The sequence below is a fragment of the Caldimonas tepidiphila genome (assembly GCF_003569765.1).
GTDB lineage: Bacteria > Pseudomonadota > Gammaproteobacteria > Burkholderiales > Burkholderiaceae_C > Caldimonas > Caldimonas tepidiphila.
The window spans coordinates 89,436-112,236 of sequence record NZ_QXMG01000013.1; the positions used below are offsets into that span (position 1 = coordinate 89,436).

21 protein-coding genes are annotated in these 22,801 nt (G+C 73.6%); 11 read left to right on the forward strand and 10 right to left on the reverse strand.

The window, feature by feature from the left end; all coding sequences use genetic code 11:
- Positions 1 to 65 precede the first annotated feature (65 nt).
- Positions 66 to 299: an HP1242/YdcH family protein gene (locus tag D3A59_RS11270; RefSeq protein ID WP_119155026.1), complete on the reverse strand. Its 234-nt coding sequence runs from the start codon at positions 297 to 299 to the stop codon at positions 66 to 68.
- Between the two features lie 184 nt (positions 300 to 483).
- Between D3A59_RS11270 and D3A59_RS11275 the strand changes: the two genes are divergently transcribed.
- Positions 484 to 1,146 carry a YiaD family glycine zipper/OmpA-like lipoprotein gene (locus D3A59_RS11275; RefSeq protein WP_119155027.1) on the forward strand — a complete coding sequence of 221 codons (663 nt, stop codon included), beginning with the start codon at positions 484 to 486 and terminating at the stop codon, positions 1,144 to 1,146.
- A gap of 50 nt (positions 1,147 to 1,196) precedes the next feature.
- Here the strand turns inward: D3A59_RS11275 and D3A59_RS11280 are convergent, their stop codons facing one another.
- The gene (locus D3A59_RS11280) at positions 1,197 to 2,249 is read right to left on the reverse strand and encodes a homocysteine S-methyltransferase family protein (protein ID WP_119155028.1); all 1,053 of its coding nucleotides are present in this window, start codon (positions 2,247 to 2,249) and stop codon (positions 1,197 to 1,199) included.
- Between the two features lie 229 nt (positions 2,250 to 2,478).
- Between D3A59_RS11280 and D3A59_RS11285 the strand changes: the two genes are divergently transcribed.
- From D3A59_RS11285 to D3A59_RS11300, 4 genes are read left to right on the forward strand one after another with little or no spacing between them, the layout of a single operon-like run.
- On the forward strand, positions 2,479 to 3,057 hold the full coding sequence (locus tag D3A59_RS11285; RefSeq protein WP_119155029.1) for a biliverdin-producing heme oxygenase: 579 nt from the start codon (positions 2,479 to 2,481) through the stop codon (positions 3,055 to 3,057).
- Positions 3,054 to 5,300 (forward strand): ATP-binding protein, encoded by a 2,247-nt coding sequence (locus D3A59_RS11290; RefSeq protein WP_119155030.1) that lies wholly within the window; start codon positions 3,054 to 3,056, stop codon positions 5,298 to 5,300. Before D3A59_RS11285 ends, D3A59_RS11290 begins: the two co-directional genes overlap by 4 nt.
- A 7-nt stretch (positions 5,301 to 5,307) precedes the next feature.
- Positions 5,308 to 5,763 carry a response regulator gene (locus D3A59_RS11295; protein ID WP_119155031.1) on the forward strand — a complete coding sequence of 152 codons (456 nt, stop codon included), beginning with the start codon at positions 5,308 to 5,310 and terminating at the stop codon, positions 5,761 to 5,763.
- Positions 5,756 to 7,714, forward strand: coding sequence for a hybrid sensor histidine kinase/response regulator (locus D3A59_RS11300; protein WP_119155032.1), 1,959 nt, complete (start codon positions 5,756 to 5,758; stop codon positions 7,712 to 7,714). The genes D3A59_RS11295 and D3A59_RS11300 overlap by 8 nt, the downstream gene beginning before the upstream one ends.
- 28 nt (positions 7,715 to 7,742) lie before the next feature.
- Here D3A59_RS11300 and D3A59_RS11305 read toward each other — a convergent pair whose 3' ends face one another.
- The 8 genes from D3A59_RS11305 to D3A59_RS11340 form a co-directional block, all read right to left on the reverse strand.
- A complete protein-coding gene (locus tag D3A59_RS11305) occupies positions 7,743 to 10,058 on the reverse strand; it encodes an ATP-binding protein (RefSeq protein ID WP_119155033.1) in 2,316 nt (771 codons plus the stop codon).
- A 145-nt stretch (positions 10,059 to 10,203) separates the two neighbouring features.
- Positions 10,204 to 11,553 (reverse strand): adenosylmethionine--8-amino-7-oxononanoate transaminase, encoded by a 1,350-nt coding sequence (gene bioA / locus D3A59_RS11310; RefSeq protein WP_119155034.1) that lies wholly within the window; start codon positions 11,551 to 11,553, stop codon positions 10,204 to 10,206.
- Between the two features lie 4 nt (positions 11,554 to 11,557).
- Entirely contained in the window at positions 11,558 to 12,196 is a 639-nt protein-coding gene (bioD, locus tag D3A59_RS11315; RefSeq protein ID WP_119155035.1) for a dethiobiotin synthase, read from the reverse strand.
- A complete protein-coding gene (locus D3A59_RS11320) occupies positions 12,193 to 12,933 on the reverse strand; it encodes a methyltransferase domain-containing protein (RefSeq protein WP_119155036.1) in 741 nt (246 codons plus the stop codon). Before D3A59_RS11320 ends, bioD begins: the two co-directional genes overlap by 4 nt.
- Positions 12,930 to 13,625, reverse strand: a complete 696-nt coding sequence (locus D3A59_RS11325) for an alpha/beta fold hydrolase (protein ID WP_157991490.1) — start codon at positions 13,623 to 13,625, stop codon at positions 12,930 to 12,932. The genes D3A59_RS11320 and D3A59_RS11325 overlap by 4 nt, the downstream gene beginning before the upstream one ends.
- Positions 13,622 to 14,821: an aminotransferase class I/II-fold pyridoxal phosphate-dependent enzyme gene (locus D3A59_RS11330; protein WP_119155038.1), complete on the reverse strand. Its 1,200-nt coding sequence runs from the start codon at positions 14,819 to 14,821 to the stop codon at positions 13,622 to 13,624. The genes D3A59_RS11325 and D3A59_RS11330 overlap by 4 nt, the downstream gene beginning before the upstream one ends.
- Before the next feature lie 58 nt (positions 14,822 to 14,879).
- Positions 14,880 to 15,164: a BTH_I0359 family protein gene (locus D3A59_RS11335; RefSeq protein WP_119155039.1), complete on the reverse strand. Its 285-nt coding sequence runs from the start codon at positions 15,162 to 15,164 to the stop codon at positions 14,880 to 14,882.
- Between the two features lie 77 nt (positions 15,165 to 15,241).
- Positions 15,242 to 16,387: a DUF3108 domain-containing protein gene (locus D3A59_RS11340; RefSeq protein ID WP_157991491.1), complete on the reverse strand. Its 1,146-nt coding sequence runs from the start codon at positions 16,385 to 16,387 to the stop codon at positions 15,242 to 15,244.
- 220 nt (positions 16,388 to 16,607) lie between these two features.
- On the opposite strand from D3A59_RS11340, the gene D3A59_RS11345 reads away from it, so the two are divergent.
- The 6 genes from D3A59_RS11345 to glcE all read left to right on the forward strand — a co-directional run bounded on the left by D3A59_RS11345 (position 16,608) and on the right by glcE (position 22,667).
- Positions 16,608 to 17,093, forward strand: a complete 486-nt coding sequence (locus D3A59_RS11345) for a retropepsin-like aspartic protease family protein (RefSeq protein WP_157991492.1) — start codon at positions 16,608 to 16,610, stop codon at positions 17,091 to 17,093.
- Positions 17,094 to 17,173: 80 nt separating this feature from the next.
- Positions 17,174 to 17,938: a PhaM family polyhydroxyalkanoate granule multifunctional regulatory protein gene (locus D3A59_RS11350; RefSeq protein WP_119155042.1), complete on the forward strand. Its 765-nt coding sequence runs from the start codon at positions 17,174 to 17,176 to the stop codon at positions 17,936 to 17,938.
- A gap of 100 nt (positions 17,939 to 18,038) precedes the next feature.
- A complete protein-coding gene (locus D3A59_RS11355; RefSeq protein WP_119155043.1) occupies positions 18,039 to 19,247 on the forward strand; it encodes an FIST signal transduction protein in 1,209 nt (402 codons plus the stop codon).
- 120 nt (positions 19,248 to 19,367) lie between these two features.
- Complete coding sequence (locus tag D3A59_RS11360) at positions 19,368 to 19,787, forward strand: hypothetical protein (protein WP_119155044.1); 420 nt, start codon at positions 19,368 to 19,370, stop codon at positions 19,785 to 19,787.
- Between the two features lie 173 nt (positions 19,788 to 19,960).
- On the forward strand, positions 19,961 to 21,469 hold the full coding sequence (locus tag D3A59_RS11365) for an FAD-linked oxidase C-terminal domain-containing protein (RefSeq protein ID WP_119155045.1): 1,509 nt from the start codon (positions 19,961 to 19,963) through the stop codon (positions 21,467 to 21,469).
- A gap of 100 nt (positions 21,470 to 21,569) precedes the next feature.
- Positions 21,570 to 22,667, forward strand: coding sequence for a glycolate oxidase subunit GlcE (gene glcE / locus D3A59_RS11370; RefSeq protein ID WP_119155046.1), 1,098 nt, complete (start codon positions 21,570 to 21,572; stop codon positions 22,665 to 22,667).
- The last annotated feature ends 134 nt before the right edge of the window (positions 22,668 to 22,801 follow it).

Sequence of the window (22,801 nt, forward strand, 5' to 3'; positions counted from 1 at the left end):
GCCGCAGAGGAAGGGAGAAGGGGCCGAAGGACCGAAAGGTGTCCGCCCTGCCCCGGGCGCGGGCCTCAGCCCTTGAGCAGGCCGTAGAGCTCGTCCTTCAGGTGCACGCGGCGCATCTTGAGGCGCTCGACCTCCTCGTCGGAGGCATGCTCGATGCCCTCCTCGAAGCGGCAGATCTGCCGGTCCAGCGTCTCGTACTCCTGCTGGAGCCGCGCGAAGTGCGCGTCCGACTTCAGCGAGTGGATGCGCTCCTTGAGTTCGGGGAAGTCGCGGGAGAGGGAATGGGGCTCGACGATCATGAGGTCTCCTGGGGAAGGACAGGCTGTTTGTAGCGTCCGCCCCGCCCTGCCCGCTTGAGCGGAGTCAAAGCGCGCCTCGACGCTCGGGACAATGGGTTACATACTTGAACGGAGTGAAACGCCAAGCGCAGGCACGATGCCTGCCCTGCAAAATGCATCCCTGTCCTGCTCAGGAGCAAGTGAAATGAAGAAGATCCTCGTGGTGTCCACCCTCGCGGTGGCGATCGCAGCCAGCGGCTGCGCCAACATGTCCGAAACCCAGCAGACCACCGCCAAGGGCGCCGGCGTCGGCGCGGCCGCGGGCGCGGTGCTCGGCGCGGTCACCGGCAACCGCAGCACGGCCGCCAAGGGCGCGGTGATCGGCGCCGGCGTCGGCGCGCTCGGCGGCTACATCTGGTCCCAGCGCATGGAGGAGCAGAAGCGCCGCATGGAGCAGGCCACGCAAGGCACCGGCGTGCAGGTGACGCAGACGCCCGACAACCAGCTGAAGCTCAACATCCCGAGCGACATCTCCTTCGACGTCGGCCGCTCCAACATCAAGTCGAACTTCGCGCCCGTGCTCGACCAGTTCGCCGCCTCGCTGCGCAACAACCCGGCCACCGACGTGCGCATCGTCGGCCACACCGACAGCACCGGCAGCGACGCGGTCAACAACCCGCTGTCGGTCGACCGTGCCGCGAGCACGCGCGACTACCTGGTGGCGCGCGGCGTGCCGGCGCAGCGCATCGCGATCGAGGGCCGCGGCGCGCGCCAGCCGATCGCCAGCAACGACAGCGCGGCCGGCCGCGCGCAGAACCGCCGCGTCGAGATCTTCGTCGGCGAGCGCCAGGAGACCGCGCAGCGCTGACGCGCCTCGCGGCGAGGCCGCAGCCGCCTCCCGGCCGCGGCATGCACGACTCAGGCCGCCAGCAGCCCGCTGAACATGCCGTCCTCGTGGCGGCAGCGCGGCTGGTAGCGGCCGACGCGCCGCGCGATCTCGGCGATGTGCTCCGGGGTCGTGCCGCAGCAGCCGCCGGCGATGTTCAGGAAGCCGGCCTGCGCGAACTCCTCCACCAGCGCCCCGGTGATCTCCGGCGTCTCGTCGAAGCCGGTGTCGCTCATCGGGTTGGGCAGGCCCGCGTTCGGGTAGCAGCTCACGAAGGTGTCGCCGGCGATCTTCGCGAGCTCCTCCACGTAGGGCCGCATCAGCGCGGCACCCAGCGCGCAGTTCAGCCCGATCGCGATCGGCTTCGCATGCCGCACCGAGTGCCAGAAGGCGCCCACCGTCTGGCCCGACAGGATGCGGCCCGACGCGTCGGTGACGGTGCCGGAGATGATCACCGGCAGCCGCTCGCCGGTCGCCTCGAACAGCTCGTCGATCGCGAAGATCGCCGCCTTCGCGTTGAGCGTGTCGAAGATCGTCTCGACCAGGAACAGGTCGGCGCCGCCCTCGAGCAACCCCTCGGCCTGCTCGTAGTAGGACGCACGCAGCGTGTCGAAGTCGACGTTGCGCGCCGCCGGGTCGTTGACGTCGGGGCTGATGCTCGCGGTGCGCGGCGTCGGCCCGAAGGCGCCGGCGACGAAGCGCGGCCGCTCGGGGGTCGAGTACTTGTCGCAGGCCGCGCGCGCCAGCCGTGCCGCCACGACGTTCATCTCGCGCGCGAGGCCCTCGAGCCCGTAGTCCTCCTGCGCCACCGAGGTCGCGCCGAAGGTGTTGGTCTCGATGATGTCGGCGCCCGCGGCCAGGTACTGCTCGTGGATCTCGGAGATCACGTCCGGCCGCGTGAACACCAGCAGCTCGTTGTTGCCCTTCAGGTCCTTCGGATGGTCCCGGAAGCGCTCGCCGCGGTAGTCGGCCTCGCCGAGCTTGTAGCGCTGGATCATGGTGCCCATCGCGCCGTCGAGGACGGCGATGCGTTGCTTCAGGATCTCGGGCAGCTGCGTGGCGCGGGTGTAGGGGGTCGGCTTCATCCGTCCATTGTAGGAAGCGCGTCAATCCCGCAGCCGGAGGCGGCCTGCTGCGGGGCCGTGCCCATAGCCCCCCCGGGCTGCGGGCACGCCGAGGCCTTGCCGATAATTCACGCATGCTTGCGCCCCTGCGGGGTCCTGACCTCCGGGGCACCCGCCCCCTGCGCCAGGGTTCTGCCGCTGCGTTCGCAGTGCCGCCCCTTCCCGACGTACCAAGAAGAACTGCGGAGCGATGTCGTTCTCGTCCCTGCCCGAACGCCTGAAACAGGAAACCCATGAAGCACACCGGCAGGTCGAGGACCTGCTGCGGCTCGACGGCCCGCTGACCCGCGAGCGCTACGCGGAGATCCTGCGCGGCTTCGCCGCCTTCCTGCTGCCCTGGGAGCGGCAGATGGCGGCCGGGCTGCCCGCGTCGTGGCGGCCCTTCTTCGAGGCGCGCCGACGCGCCGCGCGCCTGGCGCAGGACCTGCGCGCGCTGGGCGAGGATCCTTCTCTCCCGCCTGCGCCGGTGCGGCTGCCGAGGACGGACACGCTGGCGCGCGCGCTCGGCTCGCTCTACGTGATCGAGGGCTCGACGCTCGGCGCGCGCATCATCGGCCCGCGGCTGCAGGCCGGGCTCGGCGTGACGCCGCAGGCGGGCGGCAGCTACTTCGCCGGCCATGGCGAGCACACCGGCACGATGTGGCGCGACTTCCGGCAGGCGCTCGCGGAACTGCCGCCGGGCCCTGCCTGGGACGAGGCTGCGGAGGCGGCACGTCAGACCTTCGCCGGCCTGATCGGCGTGTTCTCCGGCAAGGCCGTGGCCGGATGAGCGGGCCGCCCGTCGACCTCGCGAGCTGCGCGCGAGAGCCGATCCGCATCCCCGGCGCGATCCAGCCGCACGGCGTGCTGCTCGGCCTCGACCCCGCCAGCCTGGCGGTCGTGCAGGCGAGCGAGAACCTCGCCGCGCTGTGCGGGACCGGTGCGCTGCCGCTCGGGCAGCGCATCGGCACGGCCCTCGGCGGCGAGCCGGGCGCGGCGCTCGAACAGGCGCTGCGCGCGCTGCTGGACCGGCTGCCGCTCGGCACCACGCCCCACCATCTCGGCCGCTGGGCCTTCGGCGGGCGGCCGCACGACGTGCTGGCGCACCGGCACGACGGCCTGCTGCTGCTCGAGCTCGAGCCGGTCGACGAGCCCGGCACGGAAGGCTTCCGGGACCTGTACGTGGTGGTGCGCCAGTTCGTCACCGCGCTGAAGGAGGCCGGCACGCTCGAGGCGCTGTGCGAGTGCGCGGTGCGCGAGATGCAGCGCATCAGCGGCTTCGGGCGCACGCTGCTGTACCGCTTCGACGACGAGGGCCACGGCGAGGTGCTCGCCGAGGCCTGCGCGCCCGGCTACGCGTCCTACGCCGGGCACCGCTTCCCGGCCTCCGACATCCCAGCCCAGGCGCGCGAGCTCTACCTCGCCAACCCGATGCGGCTGATCGCCTCGGCCGACTACCTGCCGGCGCGGCTCGTGCCGGCCGACAACCCGCTCACCGGACGGCCCACGGACCTGTCCCACGCGGTGCTGCGCAGCGTCTCGCCGGTCCATCTCGAGTACATGCGCAACATGGGTACGCTCGCGTCGATGTCGGTGTCGCTGATCGTGCGCGGGCGGCTCTGGGGCCTGATCTCCTGCCACGACCACGCGCCGCGGCACCTGCCGCACGCGCTGCGCGCAGCCTGCGAGCACCTCGGCGAGATCGTGTCGCTGCAGATCGAGGCGCACGAGGACCGGGCGCAGGCGGCGCGGCGGCTCGAGCTGCGCGGCCTGGTCGTGTCGCTGCTCGCGGCGCTGGCCGACACCGACGGCTCGCTCGAGCACCTGGCCGACGCGCCCCGGGAGCTGCTGCGCTTCGGCTCGGCCGGCGGCGCCGCGATCGTGCTCGACGAGCGCTGCGTGCTCGTCGGCGACACGCCGTCGCAGCCGCAGGTGCTGGCGCTCGCCGACTGGCTGCTCGCGCAGGGCGAGGAGGTGTTCGCCACCGACCGGCTGGCCGAGCTGCATCCCGCAGCTGCGGACTGCGTCGCGCAGGCCAGCGGCGTGCTGAGCCTGTCGCTGTCGCAGGTGCACCGCCACCTCGTGATCTGGTTCCGCCCCGAGGTCCGGCGCACGATCGACTGGGCAGGCGACCCGCGCAAGCCGGTGCAGCCCGAGCACCACGGGCGGCTGCACCCGCGCCTGAGCTTCGCCACCTGGCACGAGGAGGTGCGCGAGCGCAGCCTGCCGTGGCTCGCCACCGAGCGCGACGCCACCGAGGAGCTGCGCCACGCGCTGCTGCGCATCGTGCTCAAGCGCGCCGAGGAGATGGCGCAGATGGCGGGCGAGCTCGGGCGCATCAACAAGGAGCTGGAGTCCTTCTCCTATTCCGTCTCGCACGACCTGCGCGCGCCGCTGCGCCACATCGCCGGCTACTCGGACATGCTGCTCGAGCTGCAGGCGGCGCACCCCGACGAGCGCGCGAGCCGCTACCTGCAGCACATCCAGGACGCGGCGCGCTTCGCCGGGCTGCTGGTCGACGGGCTGCTGAGCTTCTCGAAGATGGGCCGCGCGTCGCTGCGGCGCAGCATGGTCGACCTCGATCTCGTGGTCGCCACGATCGTGCGCGAGCTGCGGCGCGAGAGCGCGTCGCGCGCGATCCGCTGGGAGATCGAGCGGCTGCCCACGGTCTGGGCCGACCCGGTGTTGATGGAGCTCGCGCTGCGCAACCTGCTGGCCAACGCCGAGAAGTACACCGCCGGCCGCGACCCGGCCGTGGTGCGCGTCCACGCCGAGGAGGACGCGCAGTTCCACCGGATCCTGGTGAGTGACAATGGCATCGGCTTCAACATGAAGTACGCCGGCAAGCTGTTCGGCGTCTTCCAGCGGCTGCACAGCTCCGAGCAGTTCGAGGGCACCGGCATCGGCCTGGCGAACGTGCGGCGCGTGGTGGAGCGGCACGGCGGTTCGGTGTCGGCCCACGGCGAGCCCGGACAGGGCGCCACCTTCTCCTTCACGCTACCCAAATTCCACGGCCCCGCGGCCGCCCCCTGAGCCCCTCATGCTGAAACCCATCCTGCTCGTCGAGGACGATGCGCGCGACCTGGAGCTGACCCTGCACGCGCTCGAGAAGAGCCAGCTCGCGAACGACGTGGTTGTCACGCGCGACGGCGCCCAGGCGCTCGACTACCTGACGCGGCAGGGCGAATACGCCGGCCGCCCCGAGGGCAACCCGGCGGTGGTGCTGCTCGACCTGAAGCTGCCGAAGGTCAACGGGCTGGAGGTGCTCGAGGCGGTGCGCGGCACCGAGTCGATGCGCAGCCTGCCGGTGGTGATGCTGACGTCCTCGCACGAGGAGTCGGACCTGCTGCGCAGCTACCAGCTCGGCGTCAACGCCTACGTGGTCAAGCCGGTGGACTTCCGCCAGTTCGTCGGCGCCATCTCCGAGCTCGGCATGTTCTGGGCCGTGCTCAACGAACCGCCACCCGGCTCGCTGCGGGTCCGTCGCCATGACTGAAACGATCACCCGCCTCCCCGCCGGCCCGCTCGCGGTGCTGCTGCTCGAGGACGACCCGCTCGACGCGGAGCTGCTCGTCGAGCGGCTGCGCGGCGCCCGCCTCGACTGCGATGTCCACTGGGTGAAGGACGGCGCGTCCTTCGAGGCGGCGCTGCGCGAGCGCGTCTTCGACATCGTGCTGTCCGACTTCTCGCTGCCCGACTTCTCGGGCACCGAGGCGCTCGCGTGCACGCAGCGCCTCGCGTCCGGCACGCCCTTCATCTTCGTCTCGGGCGTGATGGGCGAGGAGCACGCGGTGGACATGCTCAAGCTCGGCGCGACCGACTACGTGATGAAGACGCGCATGGCGCGGCTGCCGCTCGCGATCGAGCGGGCGATGGGCGAGGTGCACGAGCGGCAGCAGCGGCTGCAGGTCGAGCGCGCGCTGCGCGAGGCCGACCGCACCTACAGCCGCGTGGTGGAGTCGCTGCGCGACTACGTGGTGCTGCTGCTCGACGCCGACGGGCGGGTGCGCGACTGCAACAGCGCGGCGACGCAGATCCTCGGCTACCAGCCCGGCGAGCTGCGCGGCCAGCCGGTGCAGCTGATCAACACGCTCGAGGACCGCGCCGCGGGCACGATGGAGGCCGAGCTGCGGGAGGCGGCCGAGACCGGCCGCGCCGGCGACGACCGCTGGCTGCAGCGCAAGGACGGCCGCCGCTTCTTCGGCACCGGCGTGACGACCGCGCTCTACGGCGACGACGGGCGGCTCACCGGCTTCTCGAAGATCGTGCGCGACAACACCGAGGCGCGGCAGGCGGCGCTGGCGCTGAAGGCGGCGGTGCAGGAGGCCGAGCGCGCCAACGCGGCCAAGGACCGCTTCCTCGCGGTGCTGTCGCACGAGTTGCGCACGCCGCTGACGCCGATCAGCACCGCGGTGCAGATCCTCGAGCGCAGCGAGGGCCTGCCCGAGCGGCTGCGCCCGCTGCTGGCGATGATCCGGCGCAACGTGTCGCTGGAGGCGCGGCTGATCGACGACCTGCTCGACCTCAACAGCATCGGCCACGGCAAGCTGCACCTGGAGCACCGCCCGGTGGACCTGCACGTCGTGGTCCGCTCGGTGGTCGAGATGTGCGCCGCCGACGTGCAGGACAAGGGCCTGAGGCTCTCTCTCGACCTCGCCGCGCGGCACAGCGGCGTGCTCGGCGACGAGGCGCGGCTGCAGCAGGTGGTCTGGAACCTGGTGCGCAACGCGGTCAAGTTCACACCCGCGGGCGGCGAGGTGCGCCTGGCGAGCCGCAATCCCGACGGGGGCGGCATCGTGCTGAGCTGCAGCGACACCGGCATCGGCATCCACGCCGACGCGCTGCCGCGCATCTTCACGCCCTTCGAGCAGGCCGACCCGCGGGTGTCCAAGCGCTTCGGCGGCCTGGGGCTCGGGCTGTCGATCGCCCAGGGCCTGGCGCACAGCCACGGCGGGCAGCTGCAGGTGCGCAGCGACGGCGAGGGGCTCGGCGCCTGCTTCGAGCTGCGCCTGCCGGTGCGCGAGGCCGCCGAGCGTGCCGCCTCGGACGAGCGCGGGCCCGAGCCGGCCTCCACCACGCAGCCGATCGAGCTGCTGATCGTCGAGGACAACCCCGACTCGGCCGAGGCGCTGGCGCTGCTGCTCGAGACGCTCGGCCACCGGGTCGAGACCGCCGCCACCGTCGCCGCGGCGCGCCTGCGGCTGTCGCAGCGCGGCTTCGACGCGGTGGTCAGCGACATCGGCCTGCCCGACGGCAGCGGGCTCGACGTCGTGCGGCTGCTGCAGGGCCGCTGCCCGGCGATCGCGCTGACCGGCTACGGCAGCCCCGAGGACCTGCGCCGCAGCCGCGAGGCGGGCTTCGCCGCGCACCTGACCAAGCCGATCGACCCGATGACGCTGCACCACGCGCTGCTCGAGCTCACCGGCCGCGTGTCGCGCGCCGCCTGAGCCTCGTCGCGCGGGTCCTGCGCCCGCTTCAATGCAGGAAGCCGACCGCGCGCGCCGTGCGCGCCTCGGGCTTGACCGCGTGCTCGGCGGCGAGCTGCGACAGGAACTCGTCGGGCTCGAACTCCACCGCGAGGATCTCGACCTGGCGGCGCACCGCTGCGAAGTCGCCCGGCGTGAGCGCGTCGAGCTGGCGCAGCCGGCTGCGCTGCTCGTCGCTCAGGCGCGCCGCGTCGCCGCTGAGCGCCTCGGCGACGAACATGCGCTCGCGCTGCTCGGGCGTGAGCGCCCGGAAGCGGATCTTGAAGGTGAAGCGACGCAGCGCCGCCTCGTCGAGCTCGTCGAACAGGTTCGTCGTGCAGATGAAGACGCCGCGGTGGCGCTCCATGCCCTGCAGCATCTCGTTGACCTCGCTGACCTCGTAGCTGCGCTCGGCGCGGCGGCGGCTGCGCAGGAAGCTGTCGGCCTCGTCGAGCAGCAGCACCGCCTGCTCGGCCTCGGCCTCGGCGAACATGCGCGCCATGTTCTGCTCGGTCTCGCCGACGAACTTGCTCATCACGTCGCTCGCCTGGCGCACCAGCAGCGGCTGGCCGAGCGCGTGCGCGATGTGCTCCGCGAGCGCCGTCTTGCCGGTGCCCGGCGGCCCGTAGAAGCACAGGCAGCCGTGGCCGCGCAGGCGCAGCGCCTCGACGATGCGCGGCACCTCGAAGCGCGACTCGGTGTTCAGCAGGCCCAGGTCGTAGCGCGTGACCACCGGCCGCGCGCCGCGCTCGCGGCTCGCGCCGCCGAGCGCGCGGTCGGCGTTGCCGAGCTGGCGCTCGATCAGCGCCTCGGCGCTCGCAGTGCCCTCGCCGCCCGCGAGCTGCGCGAAGCGCACCGCGGTGCGGATCTGCGCGGGCGTCAGGCCGCGGCGCGCCGCGAGCCTGGCCGCGAACTCGGGGCCGACCTCCACGCCGGCGAGCGCGCGCGCCACCAGCGCCTCGCGCGCGCCCGGCGGCGGCGATTTCAGCTCCAGGTGGTACTGGAAGCGGCGACGGAAGGCCGGGTCGATCTGCTCGATGCGGTTGGTCACCCAGATCACCGGCACCGGGTTGCTCTCGAGGATCTGGTTGACCCAGGCCTTGCCGCTGACCGAGCCGCTCGGCGGCCCGTCGCTGCTGTCGAGCCGGGCGATCAGCTGCGCGGTGTCGGTCGACAGCGGCGGGAACACGTCCTCGACCTCGTCGAACAGCAGCGCGACCCTGGGGCTGCCCTTGAGGAACACGTGGCTGATCTGCAGCGAGCGGTAGCGGTCGCGGCCGGACAGCGAGTTGCCGTCGCGGTCGGCGTACTCGACCTCGTAGAGCTCCAGCCCCGCGGCCTGCGCGATCACGCGCGCGAGCTCGGTCTTGCCGGTGCCGGGCGGCCCGTAGAGCAGCACGTTGACGCCGGCCTCCTTCCTCGCCACCGCATTCCTCAGCAGCGCCACCAGCATGCCAGCGTCCTCGGCGACGTAGGCGAAGTCGGCCAGCGTCAGCTCGGTGTGCGCGGCCGGGCGCGTGAACACCGCCATCAGGTCGGCCGGGTCGCGGTACTCGCGCATCAGCACCGGCGGCAGCTGGTCGGAGACCTTCATCAGGTCGGCGAGGTCGGTGATGTTGTGCTCGGAGATCAGGTTCTCGATCATGCCGATGCGCTCCAGGCGCGAGCCGGCGCGCAGCGCCTCGCCGAGCTCGCGGGCATCGACCCCCGCCACCTCGGCCAGCACCGCGTAGGCCTCCTGCGCGTTGGCGACCTTGAACTCGACCAGCAGCCCGCGCAGCTCGCGCTGGTAGCGCGCAAGCGTGCCGTACAGCAGCAGCGCGCGCTCGGCCGGATTGAGCTGCAGCAGGCCGCCGAGCGCGTCGATGTTCTTCTGCACCAGCGTGGACTGCTGGCGCAGGCTGCGGCCGAGCCAGTCGCAGCTCGCGCCGAGCACCGCGAGCAGGTCCTTGGGCGCGTCCTTCACGTACTCGTCGAGGAAGAAGAACAGCGTGCTCTCCTCGTAGGGCCCGCGCCAGACGCCGTGCTGCTCGAGGAAGTCCGCGTCGTCGAGCCGCTCGTGGCCCTTCCAGTGCTCGTTGCCGGCGCAGCGGCGCACGAGGAAGGCGCGCAGCCGCGACAGCACCGGCCGCGGCCAGACGAGGTGGCGGCCGACGAAGGACAGCAGCGCATTGCAGTCGCGCCGCGGGTTGAAGCGTCCGGCCTGCCGCAGCGTGAGCGTCAGCACGAAGTGCGAGCACATGCGGTCGAGCACCGGCGCATGGGCCAGGCCGGGAGACAGCCGACCCTGCGGGTCGGCGCGGTGGTCAGCGGCGAGTCCTGACATCGAACACCTCCGATCCGGGCCCCGGGGCGGGGCGAGTCGGGGCGATCTTGGACCAGCAGCGAGTGCCTTCGCAAGATGGGGGCTTCCGCGGGGGCCTGCCCGCCCCGCGAACGCAGGCTACGGCGGGCCGGAGCCCGCCGAGCCCTCAGAAATGCTCGCTGGCGCCGGCCGGCGCGCCGCGCGGCCAGGCGTCGAGCACCTCGCGCAGCGCGGCATAGGCGGCGCGGAAGTCGTCCTCGCTGCTGCAGTAGGGCGCGATGAAGTAGACGCTGGTGCCGAGCGGGCGCAGCAGCACGCCGCGCTCGCGCATGCGCTCGCGCAGCCACTGCCCGGCCGAGGAGCCGTAGCCGGCGTCGCTCAGGCGCAGGTCGAAGGCCGCGATGCTGCCGCAGCGCCGCGGCGCGCGCACGAGCGGGTGGGCGGCCAGCTCGCGCAGCAGCTCCTCGTGCAGCGCGCCCTGCGCGGCGATGCGCGCGAGCGTCGCCTCCTCGTCGAAGACGCGCAGCGACGCGAGTGCTGCTGCGCAGCCGAGCGGGTTGGCGGTGTAGGAGTGGCCGTGCAGCAGCGCGCGCTCGACCGACTCGCCGAGGAAGGCCTCGTAGAGATGCGGCTGCGCCACCGTCGCGCCCATCGGCAGGAAGCCGCCGGTCAGGCCCTTCGAGAGGCAGATGATGTCGGGCGCAACGCCGACCTGCTCGCACGCGAAGAGCGTGCCGGTGCGCCCGAACCCGGTCATCACCTCGTCGAAGATCACCGGCACGCCCGCGGCCTGCACGCGCCGCACGAGTGCCGCGACGTGCGCGGCGCGCTGCATGCGCATGCCGGAAGCCCCCTGCACCAGCGGCTCCAGCACGAAGGCGACGAGCTCGTCGCCGTGGGCGCTCAGGTAGGCGTCGAGCGCGGCCAGCGCCGCACGCTCGGCGGCCTCGAGATCCGCGTCCGGCGTGTCCCAGGCGCCGTGCGCGCAGGGCAGCACGTCGACCTCGAACAGCCAGTCGGCGAAGGGCCCGTAGAAGCCCGAGGAGCGACCGGCGGCCATCGCGCCGAAGGTGTCGCCGTGGTAGCCGCCCTCGAGCGAGAGAAAACGGCGGCGCGGCCGGCCGCGGTTGGCCCAGTACTGCACGCACATCTTCAGCGCCACCTCGATCGCGGTGGAGCCGTTGTCGCTGAAGAAGACATGCTGCAGTGGCGGCGGCAGCCGCGCGGCGAGCGCGGCGGCCAGCTCGATCGCCGGCGCGTGCGTCAGGCCCGCGAACATCACCTGCTCCATCTGCCGCGCCTGCTGCGCGATCGCCTCGGCGATCCTCGTGTGCGCGTGGCCGTGCAGGTTGACCCACCAGCTCGACACCGCGTCGAAGTAGCGCCGGCCGTCGGCGGCGAAGAGGTGCGCCCCCGCGGCGCGCTCGATCAGCAGCGGGGGGGCCGCGGTCTGCGCCTGCGTGAACGGGTGCCAGCAGTGGGCGCGGTCGAGCGCGAGCAGCTCCTGCGAGTCCATCGCGTCAGGCCTCCACGACGCCCGGCAGCGCGTCGAGCGCCTCGCGCAGCGCCGCCGGCAGCGGCTCGGCGCGCAGCCGCGCGGCCGTCAGCGGCTCGAGTCGCGGCAGCTCGGCGAGCACGCGCACGCGGCCGTGGTGCTCGATCGCGGCGCGGTTGGCCGCGTCCGGCGCGCCGAGCATTACGACGCCGAGCACCGGCAGCCGGCGCGCGCGCAGGGCCTCGAGCGACAGCAGCGTGTGGTTGATGGTGCCCAGGCCGCTGCGCGCGGCGAGCAGCACCGGCGCCCCCAGCCTCGCGACCAGGTCGATCATCAGCTCGCGCCCGTTGAGCGGCACGAGCAGCCCGCCCGCGCCCTCGATCACGAGGCGCTCGGCCGCGGGCGGCGGCGGCACGTCGGCGAGCGAGAGCTCGCGGCCCTCGAGCTCGGCGGCGCGGTGCGGCGACAGCGGCGCCGCGAGCCGCCAGACCTCGGGATGGCAGCGCGCGCCGGCGAGCTGCGCGACGCGCTCGCTGTCGCTGCCGTCGACGGTGCCGCTCTGCGCCGGCTTCCAGTAGTCGGCCGGCCACTGCGCGGCGAGCCACGCCGACAGCACCGTCTTGCCGACGTCGGTGTCGGTGCCGCTGACAAATACATGTTTCATCGCTCGATCCAGAAGAAGCCGACCTCGTAGTTGGCGGTGTAGCCGCCCTCCTCCATCGCGCGCAGCACCGCGCGCAGCGGCACCGGGCGGTGGTCCGGGCGCGGCGTGTCGGCGCCGATCGCGCGCAGCGCGCGGGCGAAGGACAGGCCGTCGGCATGCGGCTCGTCTATCGTGATGCGCTCCGCGACGACGCGGCGCGCGCCGAGCGCGTCGCAGGCCGCGCGCAAATCGTCCCAGCGCGGCAGCTGCCGCAGCCCGCACTCCAGCCCGGCGGCGTGGTGCGCGTCGCGCCAGCCGGCGAAGGAGCCGTCCATCGGCACGCTGAAGGCGAGCACGCGTGCCTGCGGCAGCAGCTGCGCGAGCACCTGCGGCAGGTCGTCGAACCACTGGAAGCAGAAGGACGACACGAGCCAGTCGGCTTGCTCGAAGGCCGCGCGGCGCGCGTCGCAGACCGCGAATTCCAGGCCCTCGCCGCCCCCGAGCCGCGCGCGGCACTGCGCCACCATGCCGGGCGCGATGTCGGTGGCGAGCAGCCGCGCGCCGGGATGGCGCCGCCGCAGCCGCTCGGTCAGGAAGCCGGTGCCGCAGCCGAGCTCGACGATGCGGCGCGGCGCGGCCGCGCCGGCCTGCAAGGCGAGCCAGGCGTCGAAGGCCTGCGCGGCCTCGGCCTGCGCGCGGGCATGCTCGGAATAGCGGCCCGCGGCGGCGGCGAAGCGCTGGCCGACGCGGTCCGTCATCGCGGCGCCCCGCAGGCCGAGTCCCGGGACGGCAGCCCGGCGAGCCAGTCCGCCAGCTGCGCGACGCCCTCGTCGGCCGCACGCAGCCAGGCGCAGTGGTCGCCGTCGCGCCAGCGCAGCTCGGCGCGGCCCGCGAAGCAGGCCTCGCTCAGGGCGGCCGGCACCACCGCGTCGTCGCGGCTCGCCAGCGCGAGCAGCGGCACGGTCGCCGGCGCCAGGTCCAGCTCGCGCAGCGCGAGCAGGTCCTCGTCGAGCGCCGCGACGTCCGGGAGGCCGGGCGGCTGGCGCTCGCTGCCGCAGAGGCGATGGAAGTCGGCCAGCACGCCCTGCGGCTCGGCCTGCAGCCGCGCGCGCATCGCGTCGAGCAGCCGCGGCGGCGTGCCCTGCGGCTGCTGCGGGCGGCGGCAGAAGCGGCTGAAGCCGTGCAGCGCGACGAGGCCCTGCCAGGGCAGCTCCGCCTGCCGCAGCAGCGCGTGGCCGAAGGAGTGGCCGATGCCGATCCAGCGGACCTCGTCCGCGGGCCGGGGCCGCGCCGCCGCGCCGAAATAAGGCCGCTCCCAGGCGAGCACCGGCGCCTCCGGCCAGCGCCGCGCCAGCGCCCCGGCCCAGGGCGCGAGCGCGTCGGCCGCGAAGCCCCAGCCCGGGTGCAGCACGAAGCCCAGGGGCGCATCGGCGCGCAGCGCGGCGCTCATGCCCGAGCCCATTCGGCCAGCGCCGCGACCAGCGCATCGACCTGCGCGGCGGTGTGCGAGGCGGCGAGCGCGATGCGCACCCGCGCGGTGCCCGGGGGTACCGTCGGCGGGCGCACCGCCGAGGCGAGCAGCCCGCGCTGCTGCAGGAAGGCCTGCAGCGCGAGCGCGCGCGCCTCGTCGCCGACGACGAGCGGCACGATGTGCGTCTGCGAGGTCCCGGTGTCGTAGCCGAGCGCGCGCACGCGCTCGCGCAGGTCCGCCGCGGCGGCCTGCAGTGCCGCGCGCTCGGCGTCGAGGCCCGGCAGCAGCTCCCAGGCCGCCTGCACCGCGCCGACCACGGCCGGCGACGGTGCGGTCGAGTAGACGAAGCCGCCGCAGCGGCTGAGCAGGTAGTCGCGCACCGCGAGGCTGCAGGCGACGTAGGCGCCGGCGGCGCCGATCCCCTTGCTGAAGGTGCCCATCGCGACGCCGCGCGAGCGCCCGTCCGCGGCGCGCATGCGGCCGGCCGCGAGCCCGTGGCCGCGGGGGCCGAGCACGCCGGTGGCGTGCGCCTCGTCGAGGTAGAGGAAGGCGCGGTGGCGGTCGGCGAGCGCGACGAGCGCGTCGATGTCGAGCAGGTCGCCGTCCATGCCGAACACGGTCTCGCTGACGATGAAGCGCGCGCCGGGCAGCGCCGCGTCGCGCTCGAGCAGCTCGGCGAGGTGCGCGAGGTCGTTGTGGCGGAAGCGCTGCTGGCGCACGCCGGCGAGCTGCAGGCCATGGTGGAGGCTCGCGTGGATCAGCCGGTCGGTGTAGACGCGCGGCTCGCCGCCGAGCACCTTCGCGTCGAGCAGCGCGGCGAGCACCGCCGCGTTGGCCTGGTAGCCGGTGGCGAACACCAGCGCGGCTTCGGTCCCCTTGGCCTGCGCGATGCTTCGCTCGAGCGCCTCGTGGATCTCGAGGTTGCCCGACAGCAGCCGCGAGCCGGTGGCGCCGACGCCGTGCTCGGCCGCGGCACGCGCCGCCGCCTCGACCAGGGCCGGCGAGCGCGCCAGCCCGAGGTAGTCGTTGTGGGAGAAATCCGCCACCAGTCCGCGCGGTCGCGAGGGCCGCAGGCGCCGCCGGAGGTGGGCGGCCTCGAGCGAGAGGCTGTGCGCCGCGTAGCAGTCGTCGGGAGCGCGGGCGGACGGTGCGGGAGAAGTGACTTCTTGGGACATGGCGGGCGCGCAGGATACACCCCGGCGCCCGCCGCGAACCGATTGCCCCCGGCCGGCGTCAGTGCAGCACGACGGGCTGGTGCATCAGCGACGAGAAGCGCTCGATGTAGGCGTCGATCTCCTCGACGGTCGGCGAGGTCTCGATCAGCGCCTCGACGCCCTCCTTGAAGCTCTCGGCCATCGCGCCCTCGATGTAGATCTCCTTGCGCGCGAACTTGTCGACGATCTCGTAGCCGCCGCGGGTCAGGCCCGCGTCCTCCTCGGTGTCCTGGTCGGCCGCGCTCGCCGCCGGGACCTCGAATTCGACCACCGCGAAACTGTCCGAGTTGTAGAGCATCTGCATGTCATACCTCCGTTGACTGCCATGTGAGGAGGAATGAGCAACTTTCAAGCCACCCGCGGAAAACAGAGGGTCCGCGCTCACTTGCGCAGCTGGGCGGGCAGCGCCTCGAGCATCAGCTCGAAGGCCTCGCCGCTGCTGTCGGTCAGGCGCGCGCGCACCGGCAGGTGGTGGGCGTCGGGCGCGAGCCAGACCTCGACGCGCGTGTCGTGCGGGCGGCGCGGCTCGCGCAGCAGCTGCACGGTCTGCAGCGGCTGGCCGCCCACCGTCAGCGTCTCCTGTCCCGCGCTGCGGAAGGACCAGACGTCGGCGTCGCCGCGCGCGCCGACGACGAAGAGCTCGACCCGGCCGCTGCGCACGCGCCCGGGCGCGGCCTCGCCGATCGCGGCGAGTTGCAGCATCCAGCTCAGCCGGTCCTGCGCGCCGGGCACCAGCGGATGGGTCGTCGACGGGCCCGAGAAGCTGATGAGCCCGGCGTCGCGCTGGAAGTTCACCGCCTGCTCGCTGCGGCGCAGGCGCCGGTCGGTGAAGCGCTGCGGCGCGAGCCCGTGCGCGTCGACCGCGCCCTGGCTGGTCTGGGCGATCACGGTGCCGAGGATCGGCGCGCGGCCCTCGAGCTGCAGCAGGTAGTCCGGCCCCGGGCGCCAGCGCAGCTCGCCCGAGCCGCCGAGCGGCCCGCGGCGGAACGCGTAGGCGAGCGTGAAGGCCGGCGGCAGCCGGGTCGGATAGAGCGGAACCACGGATGCGTCCGGCGCCTGCGTCGCTGCCGTGCCCGGCTGCAACGCGGCCGGCTCCGATGCGGCGGCGCCGGCGGCCGCGACCGGCAGCAGCTCGACCTCGGCGCTCCCCGCGGGCGCGGGAACGAGAACGGCAGGCGGCTCCGCGACGAGCACCGGTTCTGCAGCCGGGGTCTCGGCGGGCGGCATCGCAGGCGCCACACGCGCTCCGGTAGGCGGCGTCGGTGTCGGTGTCGGTATTGGCATCGGCGCGGCGGGCACGGCCGCCGGCGCGGGGACCGGGACGGTTGGCGGCACGCCCGCCAGCACCCGGGTCTCGATGGCGCGCGGTGCGGCGGACGGCGCGCGGGGGGCGGAGGGCTCGCGGCCGGAGCGCGCGAGCCAGGCGATCAGTCCCGCATGCGCGGCCAGCACCACCAGCACGACGAGCAGGCGGGCCGGGCCGCGGTGCGGGCCCTGGGGGGAAGGCGCGGGATTTCTCGGGGTCATGGGTCCGTGAGGCGCTGCGGGAGGGCGGGGCGGATTCCGCAATGGCAGGCACGGCCGCCGCGCGGTGCCTGCGCCGCGTCGGGCGGCCCGCAGCCTTTCCATTGCACCACTTTCCGCTGCCCCGGCGCCCGCCTCGGGATTGGTGAACACCCGGGCCGACGAGCATCGGGCGTGCCGCCCTGCCGGCCGGGAGTCCTTCCGCGCGGCTAGGATGGCCGGCATGCAGGACTTTCCCGGCACGCTCAAGATCCTCACCGTCTGGCTGCTGCTCGGCACGCTGGCCTTCCTCGGCTTCCAGGTGCTGGAGCGGCGCCAGGCGCAGTCGCGCATCGAGATCCGCGGCGACGCGATCGAGATCCGCCGTGCGCCCGACGGCCACTTCCACTGGCCGGGCCGCGTCAACGGCCGGGAGGTGGAGTTCCTCGTCGACACCGGTGCCACGACGACGGTGCTGCCGCAGGCGCTCGCCGACGAGCTCGACCTGCCGAGCCAGGGGCAGGTGCGCTCGCGCACCGCCGGCGGCGTGGTGACGGGATCGATCGCGCAGGCCGACATCTCGCTCGAGGGCGGCGTCGAGGTGCGCGGGCTGCGGGTCGCGGTGCTGGAGCGGCTGCATGCGCCGCTGCTCGGCATGGACGTGCTGTCGCGGCTGCGCTGGAGCCAGGACGGCGGCGTGTTGCGCCTGGAGGCGCGCGGGGCGCCCTGAGGGGCCGCAAGCCGTGCAAAATGTGCTGCAGCCGCGGCGCGTTCCTGTGCGTCGCACGGCCACCCCAGGAGAACCGACCCATGAGCGATGCTTTCCAGGACCTCGGCAAGATGGTGCCGGGCTTCGACTTCCTGCAGAGCCTGATGAAGAACGCCAACGCGGCGATGCCGAACTTCGGCCAGTGGGTCGCGCCGACGCTCGACCCGGCGGAGCTGGAGAAGCGCATCGCCGAGCTGCGCACGGTGCAGTTCTGGCTGGAGCAGAACGCCCGCATGATCGGCACCACGATCCAGGCGATGGAGGTGCAGCGCATGACGCTCAGCACGCTGCAGACGATGAACGTGCCGATGGACGCGCTGCGCGAGGCGATGACGATCCCGCCGCAGGCGGCGAGCGCCGCGGCCTCCTTCTTCACGCCGCCGCAGGCCGCGGCTCCGGCGGCTGCCACGCCCGCCGCGCCCGCTGCCGCCCCGGCAGCCGCCGAGGCCCCCGCCGCCGCGACGCCTCCCGGCAGCGCACCGCCGATGGTCGACCCGATGCAGTGGTGGGGCGCGCTGTCGCAGCAGTTCTCGGCGCTGGCCGCGCAGGCGATGCAGGACCCCGGCGCGCAGGCCGCCGCCCAGGCCGCCACCCGCTTCGCCGGCGATCTGGTGAAGCAGTCCTTCAGCACCGCCGAGCAGGCGCTGCGCCAGGGCCTGGCGGCGACGATGCCCGCGCCGCCCCCGGAAGAAGCCGCCGGGACGCCCGCCCCTGCGGAGGCCGGGCCCGAGGCGGCGCGCAAGCGTGCCGCCCCGCGCAAGGCCACCGCCGCGGCGAAGTCCGCGACCCGCCCGCCCAAGGCGTGAGGCGACACCTCCCCGGCCGGCACGCCGGGGGGCCGACAAGACCCTGAGCCCGGCCCGGCCCCTCGACCCGGGGGGCGCAGCGCTGAGGCACACTCGGTGCATGACGCTGTTTCCGCATGCGCACGCCACGCACCCGCAATGGGAGATGGCGCTCACGCTGGCCATCGCCCAGCTCGAGGGCCTGCGGCGCGCGCCGCCCTACCAGCTGAGGCCGACGATCGGCTGGGTCTACCTGACCGACCACTACGCGGTGCACGCGCCCGCGCTGCTGGAGCGGCTGCATGCGCACTACCCCGGCGTGCACTGGATCGGCACGGTCGGCGTCGGCGTGTCGGCCAACGGTGTCGAGTACTTCGACGAGCCGGGCCTCGCGCTGATGCTCGGCGACATCCCGGCGGAGCAGTTCCGCGTCTTCTCCGGCGTGCAGCCGCTGCCGCCCTCCTTCGCCGCCCACACCGCGCAGGTGCACGCCGACCCGACGACGCCGGACATGGCCGAGCTCGTCGGCGAGCTCGCGACGCGCACCGCCACCGGCTACCTGTTCGGCGGGCTCGCCGCGGCCCGCACCCGCACGCTGCACATCGCCGACGAGGTCTTCCACGGCGGGCTGTCGGGCGTCGCGTTCTCGCCCGAGGTGGCGCTGCTGTCGCGCGTCACGCAGGGCTGCCAGCCGGTCGGCCCGGCGCGCACGATCACCGAGGTCGAGCAGAACGTGATCGCCACGCTCGACGGCGAGCCCGCGCTCGGCTGCCTGCTCGCCGACCTCGGCCTCGAGGGGGCCGAGCCGCGCGAGGCGCTGCCGAAGCTGCAGACCACGCTCGTCGGCCTGTTCGACGGCGGCGACGACGGCGCGATCCGGCGCGGCCAGTTCGGCGAGGACGTGCGCGTGCGGCACCTGATCGGCATCGACCCGCACCGCTACGGCATCGCGGTGGCCGACCGGCCCGAGCCCGGCATGCAGCTCGCGTTCTGCCGCCGCCACGCCGACGCGGCGCGGCGCGACCTGATGCGCATCTGCGCCGAGATCCGCGAGGAGCTCGAGCCGCAGGAGGTGCCGCTCGAGACGGCGCTCGCGCTGTCCGGCGAAGGGGCCGATGCCGCGCCGCATCCGGCCCGCGGCATCTCCGGCGCGATCTACGTCAGCTGCTCCGGCCGCGGCGGGCCGCACTTCGGCAGCCCCGGCGCCGAGCTGCAGCTCGTGCGCCATGCGCTCGGCGACGTGCCGCTGGTGGGCTTCTTCGCCGGCGGCGAGATCGCGCGCCACCACCTCTACGGCTACACCGGCGTGCTCACGGTTTTCACCGCCTGACCCCCTGAAACGTGTGTTACCCGGCGTTACTTTCTCGCACTGAAGTGTGAGTGCGGTAACGCCTGGGAAGAAACGCCGTTGCCCGAGGAACCGGCGCACCGGGCCCGGGCTCCACGGGGCATGAACATCCTGCACACCCGTTCCCGCGCGCTGTTGTGTTCCGGTGCCGTCCTGGCACTGGCATGCGGCAGCGTGGCGGCGGCCGACCCGGGCGGCCCCTCCCATCGCACTGTCTACCAGCAGCGCCAGCCCGACGGCACGCTGCTGCTCACGGACCGCATCCCCTACGGCGGCGAGGACAACGTGCTCGAGCAGACCTGGACCTTCCCGGCGGAGGACCCGGCGGTCGCCGCGGCGCGGCGGGCGGAACTGCGCGCCGCGCACGATGCGGTGAACGAGCGGCTCAACCGCCTGGTGATGCACCGCGAGCGCGTCGACGCCGAACTCGCGATGGAGCGCATGCGGCTGGCTTCGCCTCCGCTGGTGATGGTGCCCGCCGCGGCGCATCCGCCCGGCGCCCGGGGGGGGCATCGCCGCTGATGTTGCGCGGCTCGCCGGCGGCGGGCCGCAGCCTTTGCGCATGTCGCGGTCACGACTGAAATGACGCCTGCATACCTGCGGGAACCCCGGGCAAGGGGCCGGGCGGAGTTACAGTGCCGGCCGACGCTCACTCGTGCCGGTCCCCGGGGGCCGGCACCACCGGCTGCCTCCCCATGAACGCACCCCTGCCCCCCGCTGCTGCGAGCAGCACCGAAGAACAACGCCGGCAGCGCCAGGCCCAGGTGGTCGCGGCGCTGCGCGGCGTGCTGCCCGCGCACGCGCTGCTGTGGCGCGGCGAGGACACCAAGCCCTACGAATGCGACGGGCTGACTGCCTACCGCGAGATCCCGATGGCCGTGGCGCTGCCCGAGACCGAGGAGCAGGTCGCGGCCGTGCTGCGCACCTGCCATCAGCTTCGCGTGCCGGTGGTCGCGCGCGGCGCGGGCACCGGCCTGTCCGGCGGCGCGATGCCGCACGCGCTGGGCGTCACGCTCAGCCTCGCCAAGTTCAACCGCATCCTGAAGGTGGACCCGCTCGCGCGCACCGCGCTCGTGCAGGCCGGCGTGCGCAACCTCGCCATCAGCGAGGCCGCCGCGCCCTACGGGCTGTACTACGCGCCCGACCCGAGCAGCCAGATCGCCTGCACCATCGGCGGCAACGTCGCCGAGAACTCCGGGGGCGTGCACTGCCTCAAATACGGCCTGACGGTGCACAACGTGCTCAAGGTGCGCGGCTACACCGTGGAAGGCGAGCCGCTCGAGCTCGGCGGCGACGCGCTCGACGCACCGGGGCTCGATCTGCTGGCGGTCTTCATCGGCAGCGAGGGCATGCTGGGCGTGGTCACCGAGGTGACGGTGAAGCTGGTGCCGAAGCCGCAACTGGCGCGCTGCATCATGGCGAGCTTCGACGACGTGAGGAAGGCCGGCGACGCGGTGGCCGCCGTGATCGCCGCGGGCATCATCCCGGCGGGCCTGGAGATGATGGACAAGCCCATGACCGCCGCGGTCGAGGACTTCGTGCGCGCCGGCTACGACCTCAGCGCCGAGGCGATCCTGCTGTGCGAGAGCGACGGCACGCCCGAGGAGGTGGAGGAGGAGATCGGGCGCATGGTCGCGGTGCTCAAGGACAGCGGCGCGACCGCGATCTCGGTCAGCGAGAACGAGGCGCAGCGATTGAAATTCTGGAGCGGGCGCAAGAACGCCTTCCCGGCATCCGGGCGCATCAGCCCGGACTACATGTGCATGGACTCCACTATCCCGAGGAAGCGCCTCGCGGACATCCTGCTGGCGATCCAGGAGATGGAGAAGAAGTACGCGCTGCGCTGCGCCAACGTCTTCCACGCCGGCGACGGCAACCTGCACCCGCTGATCCTGTTCGATGCGAACGACCCCGACCAGCTGCACCGCTGCGAGCTGTTCGGCGCCGACATCCTCGAGACGAGCGTGGCGCTCGGCGGCACCGTCACCGGCGAGCACGGCGTGGGCATCGAGAAGCTCAGCTCGATGTGCGTGCAGTTCTCGCCCGCCGAGCGCGAGCAGATGATGGCGCTCAAGCGCGCGTTCGACGCGCACGAGCTGCTCAACCCCGGCAAGGTGATCCCCACGCTGCACCGCTGCGCCGAGTACGGAAAGATGCATGTGAAGAAGGGCCTGCTGCCCTTCCCCGAGCTGGAGCGATTCTGAGCGGCCGACAAGCCGTGCCGGTGCCGCTCCACGAACGCCGCACGCACGGCTGAGCCTGCCGCACCTTGCCCCGCACCTCAGCCCTCCTCGTGAGACCCCCATGAAACAGGACATCGATCCCCTTCTGCTCTCCCTCGTCGAGCGCGTGCACGAGGCCGCGGCCAACGGCACACCGCTACAGATCCGCGGCGGCGGCACCAAGGCCTTCCACGGCGGGGCGCCGCAGGGCGAGCCGCTCGACGTGACGCGCCTGCGCGGCGTGGTCAGCCATGAGCCGACCGAGCTGGTCGTGACCGCGCGCTGCGGCACGCCGCTGGCCGAGCTCGAGGCGGCGCTGGCCGACAAGGGCCAGTGCCTGCCCTTCGAGCCGCCGCACCTCGGCGCCGACGCGACCGTCGGCGGCATGGTCGCCGCCGGCCTCTCCGGCCCCTCGCGCGCTGCGGTCGGTGCGGTGCGCGACTACGTGCTCGGCGCCACGCTGCTCAACGGCCGCGGCGATGTGATGAGCTTCGGCGGGCAGGTGATGAAGAACGTCGCCGGCTACGACGTCTCTCGCCTGCTCGCGGGCTCGATGGGCACGCTCGGCGTGATCCTGGAGGTGTCGCTCAAGGTGCTGCCGGTGGCGCCCGCCGAGGCGACGCTGCGCTTCGAGATGAAGGAGGCGACGGCGCTGCGCACGCTCAACGAGTGGGCGGGCCGCCCGCTGCCGCTCAATGCCAGCGCCTGGTGGAAGGGCACGCTGGTGCTGCGGCTGCGCGGCGCGCAGGCGGCGGTGGCCTCGGCCGTGGCGCAGCTCGGCGGCGAGACGCTCGGGCCCGCGCAGGCAGCGCCGCTCTGGCTGTCCTTGCGAGAGCAGCGGCACGCCTTCTTCACTGGCGCGATGTCCGCGGTGAATGCCGGCGCGGCGCTGTGGCGCCTGTCGCTGCCTCAGACCGCACCGCCGCTGCAGCTCCCGGGCGAGCAGCTGATCGAGTGGGGCGGCGCGCAGCGCTGGCTGTGCACGGGCATGCCGGCCGACGCGGTGCGCGAGGCCGCGCGCGCGCTCGGCGGCCACGCGACGCTGTGGCATGCGCGCGACCGCGCAGCCGGCGTGTTCACGCCGCTCTCGCCGGTGCTCGCACGCATCCACCGCGAGCTGAAGAGAGCCTTCGACCCGGCCGGCATCTTCAACCCCGGACGGCTCGGCCCGGACCTCTGAACCCGCCCCAGGGCGCGGCTCCGCGGCTGTCGCGGGCCGCGCATCGCCCCCTCCCACCGACCGGACCTCCTCTTCCCATGCAAACCGCACTGGCCCCCGAATTCCAAGGCACGCCCGAAGGCGAGGCGGCCGAA